The 9218-nt window shown below is 71.4% G+C and carries 8 protein-coding genes; 7 read left to right on the forward strand and 1 reads right to left on the reverse strand.

Annotation, left to right across the window (positions count from 1 at the left end):
- The first annotated feature begins 83 nt into the window (after positions 1–83).
- The 5 genes from MZTS_RS23465 to MZTS_RS23485 all read left to right on the forward strand — a co-directional run bounded on the left by MZTS_RS23465 (position 84) and on the right by MZTS_RS23485 (position 5940).
- Complete coding sequence (locus MZTS_RS23465) at positions 84–971, forward strand: type 1 glutamine amidotransferase (protein WP_192285659.1); 888 nt, start codon at positions 84–86, stop codon at positions 969–971.
- Positions 972–1037: 66 nt separating this feature from the next.
- Positions 1038–2576: a phytoene desaturase family protein gene (locus MZTS_RS23470; protein ID WP_192285660.1), complete on the forward strand. Its 1539-nt coding sequence runs from the start codon at positions 1038–1040 to the stop codon at positions 2574–2576.
- 21 nt (positions 2577–2597) lie between these two features.
- Positions 2598–3413, forward strand: coding sequence for a lysophospholipid acyltransferase family protein (locus MZTS_RS23475; RefSeq protein ID WP_246482249.1), 816 nt, complete (start codon positions 2598–2600; stop codon positions 3411–3413).
- The gene (locus MZTS_RS23480; RefSeq protein WP_192285661.1) at positions 3410–4570 is read left to right on the forward strand and encodes a glycosyltransferase family 2 protein; all 1161 of its coding nucleotides are present in this window, start codon (positions 3410–3412) and stop codon (positions 4568–4570) included. The genes MZTS_RS23475 and MZTS_RS23480 overlap by 4 nt, the downstream gene beginning before the upstream one ends.
- Positions 4571–4812: 242 nt before the next feature.
- Positions 4813–5940, forward strand: a complete 1128-nt coding sequence (locus tag MZTS_RS23485; protein WP_192285662.1) for a Ppx/GppA phosphatase family protein — start codon at positions 4813–4815, stop codon at positions 5938–5940.
- A 223-nt stretch (positions 5941–6163) separates the two neighbouring features.
- On the opposite strand, the gene MZTS_RS23490 is transcribed toward MZTS_RS23485, so the two are convergent.
- Positions 6164–6631: a DUF4440 domain-containing protein gene (locus MZTS_RS23490; protein ID WP_192285663.1), complete on the reverse strand. Its 468-nt coding sequence runs from the start codon at positions 6629–6631 to the stop codon at positions 6164–6166.
- Between the two features lie 253 nt (positions 6632–6884).
- Between MZTS_RS23490 and MZTS_RS23495 the strand changes: the two genes are divergently transcribed.
- Positions 6885–7601 carry an RlmE family RNA methyltransferase gene (locus MZTS_RS23495; RefSeq protein WP_192285665.1) on the forward strand — a complete coding sequence of 239 codons (717 nt, stop codon included), beginning with the start codon at positions 6885–6887 and terminating at the stop codon, positions 7599–7601.
- Positions 7602–7669: 68 nt separating this feature from the next.
- A partial coding sequence (locus tag MZTS_RS23500) for an adenine deaminase C-terminal domain-containing protein (RefSeq protein ID WP_192285667.1) occupies positions 7670–9218 on the forward strand: 1549 nt, incomplete at its 3' end.

Consider the following 9218-nt stretch of genomic DNA (forward strand, 5'->3'; position numbering starts at 1 on the left):
CGACCGGCGCCCGCGACCGGCCGCGGCGGATCGGGCAAAGCCATGCGCCACCGTCCCGACGCTTGCCGAGCCGCCCGATCCCCATGACCAACGCGATGCTGCGCCTGCTGATCGCCGACGGCAACGACCGCGACGGCCGCGCCAAGCGGGAGGCGGCCATCGGCAGCACGACCTCTCAGGCTTTCGCTGCCGTGGTGGGCGATCTGGCGCCGGAGGCGGCCTGCACGCTCCTCAATCCCGCCGATGCCGTGGCCGGAATCGAGGCCGGCCTCGACGCCTATGACGGTCTCGTGCTCACCGGCTCCACCTTGCGGCTCGCCGAAGGCGGCCCGGCGGTGGAACGCCAGCTCGAACTGATGCGCGCGGCTTTGGAGGCGGGGCTGCCGGTGTTCGGCTCCTGCTGGGGCATGCAGGTTGCCGCCGCCGTGGCGGGCGGCGAAGTTGGTAAGAATCCGCGCGGACCGGAATACGGCTTCGCCCGGCGCCTCGCGGCGACCGGCGCGGGCGCGGCGCATCCCCTTCTCGCCGGCCGCGGCCACGCCTGGGATGCGCCGGCGATCCATCTCGACGCGGTGCTCTCAGCGCCGCCGGGCGCTTGCGTGCTCGCCGCCAACGCAGTCCTCGATGTTCAGGCCATCGAGATCCGCTATGGACGAGGGCTGTTCTGGGGCACGCAGTATCACCCGGAAACCGATCTCGACGAACTCGCGGCGATGCTGCGCCTGACCGCGGATGATGTCGTTGCCGCGGGCTTCGCGGCCGATCTCAGTGCTGTCGGGACTTATGCCGATCAGATTGCGGAACTCGCAGGCGACGACGAGGCGATCCGCCGCCACCATGCGTGGCACCTCGGGTTCGGGCCGGATGTCCTTGAGGCCGAGCAGCGACGCCGGGAAATCGGAAATTTCCTGAAGCATCTCGCCATGGTCCGCAGCCACAAAGGGCGCGAGCGCGACCGGGTGGCACGTTGACCCGCCCCGTCCCGGATCTAGCTTCGCCTTGAAGGCTGTTTGTCAGCCCCCGGAGACGCGTTTCCAATGAGCCAGGGTTCTTCGGTCGCGGTGGTCGGCAGCGGGCTCGGCGGCCTTGCCTCGGCCTGCGTCGCGGCGGCGCGCGGGCATCGCGTCACGGTCTACGACAAGAACAGCTGGATGGGCGGCAAGGCCGCCGTGCTGCACGAGGGCGGCTTCCGCTTCGACATGGGGCCGACCATCCTCACGGTGCCCCGGGTGCTGGAGCGCATCTTCGCCGAGGCCGGCCGGAGCGTCCACGATTACATGGACCTGCGCCGCCTCGACCCGCAATGGCGCTGCTTCTTCGACGACGGGTCGCGCATCGACCTGATCGAGGACGTGAACGCCATGGCCGCCACGATGGATCGGTTCGCGCCGGGCCAGGGGGTGGGCGAGGGCTACAGGAAGTTCATCGCCGTCTCCGAGCACCTGCACGACGTCTCGGAGCGGTTCTTCTTCTGGAAGGCGGTGCAGGACCTGTTCGACACGATCGACATCCGCGCCAACATGAATCCGGGCACGCTGCGCGACGTGCTGTCCCTGCGCATGCACGCCACCGTGGCGAGCACCATCCGCGGCAAGGTCAAGGATGCGCGGCTGGCGCAGATGCTCGACCACTTCGTGCAATATGTCGGCTCCTCGCCCTACGGCGCGCCGGCGGTGCTCTGCGCCATCGCCCACATGCAGACGGCCGAAGGCGTCTGGTACCCGATGGGCGGCACCCGCGCGGTGGCCGAGGGGCTGATGAAGCTCGCGACCGAACTCGGCGCCACGATGAAATCCTCCGACGAGGTTCTGGGCCTCGACATCGCGGGTGGCCAAGTGCGGGGCCTGCGCACCCGCGACGGCATCAGCGCCTACGATGCCGTCATCTCCAACATGGATTCGGTGCGCACCTACCGCGAGCTCGTCGGCGGCGAGGTCGGCAAGTCCTACGAGAAGAAGAGCTTCGAGCCGGCCTGTTCCGGGGTGGTGCTCTATCTCGGCCTGAACAAGCGCTACGAGCACCTCGCCCATCACGACTTCGTCTTCTCCCGCGATCCGGAGGAGGAGTTCGACTACATCTACCGCAAGGGCGAGCCGGCACCCGACCCGACCGCCTATCTCGCCGCCCCCTCCTCCACCGATCCGAGCGTGGCGCCGGAGGGCGGCGAGGCGCTCTACGTCCTCGTGCACACGCCGTATCTGCGGCCGCATCACGACTGGTCCAAGATGTTTCCGGCCTATCGCCGGACCATCCTGGAGAAGCTGAAGCGCACCGGCGGCATGCCGGACATCGAGGAGCGCATCGTCGTCGAGCGCCACCTCACGCCCCAGGACATCCACGACCGCTACAAGGTGCTGAACGGGGCGATCTACGGGCTCGCCTCGCACGGGCGGATGATGGGCGCCTTCAAGCCCGGCAACCGCTCGCGGGAGGTGCGCGGCCTCTACCTCGCCGGCGGCGCCGCCCATCCGGGGCCGGGCATGCCGATGGTGATGATGTCCGGCTGGATCGCCGCCGACGCCCTCGACCAGGATCTCCGCACCGGCGCCGCGCCGGAATGGCGCAGGAGCGCCTGAGCGACCGCCCGAGCCGTCGCCATGCCGGCCAGACCGCCGCCGCCCGCGCGCTCGGGTCCGCTCTGGCGGTTCATGAGCGCCTATTTCGACCGCTTCGTGCGGCGCCACCTGAACGCCCTGCGCGTCGCCCGCTGGGGTGCGCCGCCCGCCGGCGACCGGCGGGGGCCGCTGGTGATCTACGCCAACCATCCGGCATGGTGGGACGCGGCGACCCTGATCGTGGCCGCCGCGCGCCTGTTCCCGGAGCGGGAGAGCTTCGCGCCGATCGATGCGGCGATGCTGGAGAAATACGGCATCTTCCGGAAGCTGGGGGCGTTTCCGGTCGACCTCGACAGTTCGCGGGGGGCGGCGCAATTCCTGTCGGCCGCCCGCGCGATCCTGGCACGGCCCGACCGCGTCCTCTGGATCACGGCGCAGGGCCGCTTCGCCGATGTGCGCGTCCGCCCCCTCGGGCTGAAGCCCGGCGTCGCGCGGCTCGCCGAGATCGCGCCCGAGGCGACGTTCCTGCCGCTCGCCGTGGAATACGCCTTCTGGGACGAGCGCGGGGCGGAAGCCTTCCTCGCCTTCGGCGCACCGCTGCCGGCGGCGGACCTCCTCGCCTTGCCCCGGCCGGAGCGTCTCGCGCGGTTGGAGGCGGCGCTGACCGCGACCCTCGACCGGCTCTCGGCGGACGTGATCGCCCGCGATGCCGCCCGGTTCGAAACGCTGCTTGCCGGACGGCGCGGTGTCGGGGGAATCTACGACGGCTGGCGGCGCCTCGCCGCCGCCCTGACCGGACGCCGCTTCGAGCCCGGCCACAGGGATGACGGACCGGGGCAGGAGACGCGGACCCGATGACGCTCGCGCTGCTCGTTCTCGCGGGCCTCGCCCTCGCCCTCGCCCTGCTGCCGGCTTTGCTGGCGGCGATGAATCTCGCGGTCCTGCGCACGCCCGCGCCGTCCCGGACCGAGGGCCTCGTCTCGATCCTGATCCCGGCCCGCAACGAGGCGGCGGTGATCGAGGGCACCGTGCGGGCGGCGCTGGCGAGCACCGGCCCGTCCGTCGAGGTGCTGGTGGGCGACGACCATTCCACCGACGACACCGCCGCCATCGTCAGGCGGCTGGCGCTGTCCGATCCGCGCCTGCGGCTGGTCTCCGTCCCGTCCCTGCCCGAGGGCTGGACCGGCAAGAACCACGCCTGCTTCGCCCTGGCGGCGGAGGCGCGGGGCGAGCACCTGCTCTTCCTCGATGCCGACGTGACGTTGGCGCCGGTCGGGGCGGCGGCCTTGGCCGCCCATGCCGTGCGGAGCGGCGCGGATCTCGTCAGCGGCGTGCCGCGTCAGGTGATGGGCAGCCTCGGCGAGCGGCTGACGGTGCCGATGATCGACTTCCTGCTGCTCGGCTACCTGCCCATCGCCCTGATGCGCGCCCTGCCCCGGCCCTCCCTCGGGGCGGCCTGCGGGCAGATGATCCTGATCGGGCGCGAAGCCTACGCCAGAACCGGCGGCCACGGGGCGATCCGCACCTCCCTGCACGACGGGGTGCGCCTGCCGCGGCTGTTCCGGGAGCACGGCTTGCGGACCGACCTCGTTGCCGGCCACGCCCTGGCGGCCTGCCGGATGTACCGGAACTTCGCCCAGGCCTGGGCCGGCTTCTCGAAGAACGCGCATGAGGGCATGGCGACGGCCCGCGCGCTGCCCGTCTGGACCACGCTGCTATTCGGCGGCCATGTCTTGCCCTGGCTGATTCTCGGCCTCGCCCTGGCCCTGGGCGCCGGGGCGGCCGCCGTCGTGGCGGCCTTGGCTGCCCTGGTCTCGCTCGCGACCCGCGCCGCCGTCACCCTCGCGGTGGCCGCGCCGCTCGCGACCGTTCCCCTGCACCCCGCCACCGTCTGCACGGCGCTGGCGATTCAGTGGAACGTGCTGCTGCGGCCGGGGCGTGCCGGCCGCGCGGTGTGGAAGGGGCGCCGCTACGCCGTGAACCTCCCCGCCGGGTCGCGCCGCGAGCCGGGCTGAGCGGCGCCGACGAAGCGCTCTCTCGCATCGCCGCGACCAGCGGGAAGGCTTTCCGGGATCGGGCGTTTCCGAAGCCTGCGAGGTTTGAGGGCGCGACGCTGTCATCCGCGCAGGATCCTTGCGGCAAATCGTGCGGAGCCGGTGATCGAGCCTTTGCAGTTGTCGGGCAACGCCTGTAGCCTTGGGGCCACGACGGCCCTGCCTGTTGCCGGGTCGCATCGCCAGGAAGTTCGGTCGCGTCGATGAGGGATGAGAGCGCCGCCGCCGTGTCGGCCCGCCCCACCGCCGGCCCGCAGACATCGCGGGAGGGTTCCCGCACGGTTACGGGCGGTCGCCCGATCGAGGCTTACCCGCCGCATTACGAGACCGGCCGCAGCGGTCGCCGCGACGCCTACGCCGCGCTCGATCTCGGCACCAACAATTGCCGCCTGCTGATTGCAGAGCCGACCCCCAACGGCTTCCGGGTGATCGACGCCTTCTCCCGCATCGTCCGGCTCGGCGAGGGTCTGGGCAATTCCAACAGGCTCACCGAGGCCGCCATCGAGCGCACGGTGGAGGCCCTGCGCATCTGCCGGGGCAAGATGAAGTCGCGGGCGGTGGCGCGCTCCAAGGTGATCGCCACCGAGGCCTGTCGGCTCGCGGTCAACGGGGCCGAGTTCGTCGCCCGTGTGCGCGCCGAGGTCGGGCTCGACCTGGAGATCGTCGACCGGCAGACCGAGGCCTATCTGGCCGTCACCGGCTGCGCGGCGCTTGCCGATCCGCAGGCGGAATCGGTCGTGATCTTCGATATCGGCGGCGGCTCCACCGAGATCGCCTGGCTCGACGGGGCGGCGGCCAATCCCTCGACCGATCCGACCCTGCGCATCCGCGCCTGGGATTCGCTGCCCGTCGGCGTGGTGACGCTGGCCGAACGGCATGGCGGCACCGAGGTCACCCGTCTCACCTTCGAGGGCATGGTGGAGGAGGTCGGCGACCTGCTCTCCCCCTTCGCGATTCGCGCGGCGGCGGCGGCCACCGCCCCCGCCTTCCACCTGCTCGGCACCTCCGGCACGGTGACGACGCTCGCCGCCATGCATCTGCGCCTCGCCCGCTACGAGCGGCGCCGGGTCGACGGCTTGTGGATGAGCGACGGGGAGGTCAGCGACGCCATCGAGGACCTGCTCGACACCCGCCTCGACCAGCGCGCCGACAATCCCTGCATCGGCCGCGACCGGGCCGATCTCGTGCTGGCCGGCTGCGCGATCCTGGAAGCGATCCGCCGGGTCTTCCCCTCCGAGCGCCTGCGCATCGCCGACCGGGGCCTGCGCGAGGGCCTTCTGATGAACATGATGCGCGAGGACGGCGTCTGGCGTCGCGGCCGGTATCGCTGAGCCTTTCCGGGGGTTGCTCCGCTTCGCTGCGGCCCTCGGGAGGGGGGAGCCGACAACCGGTCGGCTCCGGCATGTCACCGCGATTTCACGCTCCCGCCGCAGAGCGGCCGAGCGGGGGTATCCCCAATCCGATCGATCCCTTCGGGATGGCGGATTTGGGTTTCGCTCAACCCCCGCGCGGGCTTGCCGAGACGCAACCCGCTCCGATCAAGCGGAGGCCGGATCAGACGTCCTCGATCGCCTTGGAGGAATGGTGGCCGGTGATGAGCCAGCGCCCGTCGATCTCCTCGAAGGTGAAGAGGAAGCGGGCCGGCACCACCGTCTCCGTGCCGTCGCGGCGGATCTGGAAGCTGTAGAGACCGCCGATCACCACGGTCCCCAGCTTCCGGCTCACGCGCTTCTTCTGCACGGTGATGCCGCAACTGATGCCGTCATTGTCGAGGAAACTCTCGAAATAGCGGCGGCGGTCGTCCTCCCGGCCGCGGATATCGTCCGACATCGTCGGGACGAGGATGGCGTCGGGCGCGTAGAGCGCCAGCACCGCATCGACGTTGCGGGTGCCGACCGTCTCCGCCCAGCGCAGCAGAACCTTGCCCGCCTCGGTCAGGCAGGTGGCGGCAGTGCGCTCCGCCGGCACGGTGACCCTGTCGGTGGCCGGTGGGTGACCGTCCACGCCGATGCTCGTATCCATGGTTCCTCCTGCAGGGCCGTCCGGGCCGGCTCGCACAGCGGCGAACCGGTTCCGGTCAATGCAGTGTTATAACGTAACATACATCGATTCCATCCCGTCCGTTGCCGCTTTCCGGCTGCTCCGGCCTGCGGCGCCGGCTTGGATCGAAGCAGCACTCGGACGCGCGCTCTTCACGCGCCCGCCGTGCCGGGATAGGGACGGAGCTTGCAGCTTGGTGTGCATCGGCTCGGATCCGATGCTTGAGGACGGGATCATGAGCGACCGGCGAGGCGGGACGGGCGGCCTGCGCGGCGACCTGAAGCAGCGGGTGAAGACCGGACGTGGGCGCACCCTCTCTCAGAAGCGCTGGCTCGAACGCCAGCTCAACGACCCCTACGTCGCCCGTGCCAAGCGTGAGGGGTACCGCTCCCGCGCGGCGTTCAAGCTGATCGAGATCGACGAGCGCTTCAAGCTGCTCAAGCCCGGGCAGCGGATCGTCGATCTCGGCGCCGCCCCCGGCGGCTGGTCGCAGGTGGCGGCGAAGATCGTCGGCGAGAACGGCTGCATCGTCGGCATCGATCTGCTCGAGATCGAGCCGATGGCGGGCGCCACCTTCATCACCCTCGACTTCCTCGACGAGAGCGCGCCCGCGCGCCTGCACGAACTGCTCGGCGGCAAGGCCGACCTCGTCCTCTCCGACATGGCCGCCAACACCACCGGCCACAAGAAGACCGACCACCTGCGCACCATCGGGCTGGCCGAGACCGCGGCGGCCTTCGCGGCGGAGATCCTGGCGCCGGGGGGCGCCTTCCTGGCCAAGGTGTTCCAGGGCGGCACCGAGGGCGAGCTTCTGGCCGATCTGAAGCGGGATTTCGCGGTGGTGCGCCACGTCAAGCCGGCGGCGAGCCGGGCGGATTCGAGCGAGCTCTACGTCCTGGCCACCGGCTTCAGGGGTCGGGCGGCCGGGGACGCGGCGTCCGACGAGGCCTGATACGGGGCGCTGCTTTCGTGGCACGATGCCTGCTCATCCGGCCCGAGAGCCGTGCTGGGAAGGCCCCGATGACCGCAAAGCCGTTGAACCGCTTCTCCGTTGCGCCGCTGAGCGGCATGACCCGACGCCTCGCCGATGTCGCGGCGGGCCGCGCCGCCCCGGATCTCGTCATCACGGGCGCGCGGATCCTCTCGACCTATTCCGAGCGCATCCTGCCCGACCGGGAGGTCTGGGTCGCGGGCGGGCGCATCGCCGCCGTGAAGCCGGCCGGCAGCCATGTCGGCGACGCGCTCCGCACCGATGTGCGCGGCGGCCTGATCGCGCCGGGGCTGGTCGACCCGCACCTGCATATCGAGAGCAGCATGGTCACGGCCTGCGCCTATGCCGAGGCGGCGCTCGTCAACGGCACCACCTCGATCGTCTGCGACAGCCACGAGATCGGCAACGTGCTCGACGTGAACGGCGTCGCCTGGATGCTGGAGGATGCCCGCGAGGCGCCCCTCAACATCTTCCTCACCGTGCCGAGCACCGTGCCGGCCACCACGCCGGAGTTCGAGACCGCCGGGGGGGACCTGACGGCGGAGAAGATCGCCGCACTGTTCGACGCGTGGCCCGAGGCGATCGGGCTCGGCGAGAAGATGGATTTCGTGGCGGTGGCCGCCGGGGACGAGCGGGCCCATTCCATCATCCGGGCGGCCCTGGAGCGGGGACGCCCGGTCTCCGGCCATGTCTACGGGCGCGACTTCGTGGCGGCCTATGCGGCGAGCGGCGTCACCGACACCCACGAGGCCATCGATGCCGACATCGCCGACGACCTCCTGGAAGCCGGGCTCTGGATCTTCCTGCGCGGCGGTCCGCCGACCACGCCCTGGCACTCGCTGCCGAAGGCCATCGGCACCGTGACCGAGTACGGCGCGGCCTGGAAGCGGGTCTGCGCCTGTACCGACGACCGCGACGCCGACGACCTCATCGCCTTCGGCCTCGACTGGGTGGTGCGCGAGGCGGTGGCGCGGGGCATCCCGAAGCCCGCCGCCTGGGCCATGGGCTCGCTGCACGGCGCCACCCGCTACGGCCTCGACGGCGAGATCGGCGGTCTCGGCGGCGGGCGTCGGGCCGATCTCGTGCTGCTCGACGACGATCTGGTGCCGCAGGCGACGTGGTATGGCGGCGAACTGGTGGTGGAGGACCGCAAGCCCACCGCGCGGCTCGAACAGGCCCTGGCCCGGCCCTACCGCTACCCGGCCCCCGCCTACGCCACGATGCGTCTGCCCGATCCGCTGCCGCCCCTGATCCCGGCGCTGCCCCCCGGCCCCTGCATCGTCAACGCGATCCGCACCACCTTGCCCGGCATCGAGCTGACTCACGAGCGCCTCGCCCTCACCCCCGGCGCCGGCTGGCCGGAGACGCTCGCGGCGCATGGCCTCTGCCATGTCGCGGTGATCGAGCGGCACGGCCGTTCCGGCGGCGTCGCCCACGGCCTGCTCTCCGCCTTCGGGCTCACGCGCGGCGCGGTGGCGAGCAGCGTCGGCCACGACTCGCACAACGTCATCGTCGCCGGGCTCGATGAGGCCGACATGCGCGTGGCCCTCCGCGCCATCGCCGCCCAGGGCGGCGATG

Source organism: Methylorubrum zatmanii (genome assembly GCF_014845115.1).
Taxonomy (GTDB): Bacteria; Pseudomonadota; Alphaproteobacteria; order Rhizobiales; family Beijerinckiaceae; genus Methylobacterium; species Methylobacterium zatmanii.

Bases quoted from the DNA above. Each gene is read 5' to 3' on its own strand.
- MZTS_RS23465 (WP_192285659.1), top strand. From the start codon at position 84: ATGACCAACGCGATGCTGCGCCTGCTGATCGCCGACGGCAACGACCGC.
- MZTS_RS23470 (WP_192285660.1), top strand. From the start codon at position 1,038: ATGAGCCAGGGTTCTTCGGTCGCGGTGGTCGGCAGCGGGCTCGGCGGC.
- MZTS_RS23475 (WP_246482249.1), top strand. From the start codon at position 2,598: ATGCCGGCCAGACCGCCGCCGCCCGCGCGCTCGGGTCCGCTCTGGCGG.
- MZTS_RS23480 (WP_192285661.1), top strand. From the start codon at position 3,410: ATGACGCTCGCGCTGCTCGTTCTCGCGGGCCTCGCCCTCGCCCTCGCC.
- MZTS_RS23485 (WP_192285662.1), top strand. From the start codon at position 4,813: ATGAGGGATGAGAGCGCCGCCGCCGTGTCGGCCCGCCCCACCGCCGGC.
- MZTS_RS23490 (WP_192285663.1), bottom strand. From the start codon at position 6,631: ATGGATACGAGCATCGGCGTGGACGGTCACCCACCGGCCACCGACAGG.
- MZTS_RS23495 (WP_192285665.1), top strand. From the start codon at position 6,885: ATGAGCGACCGGCGAGGCGGGACGGGCGGCCTGCGCGGCGACCTGAAG.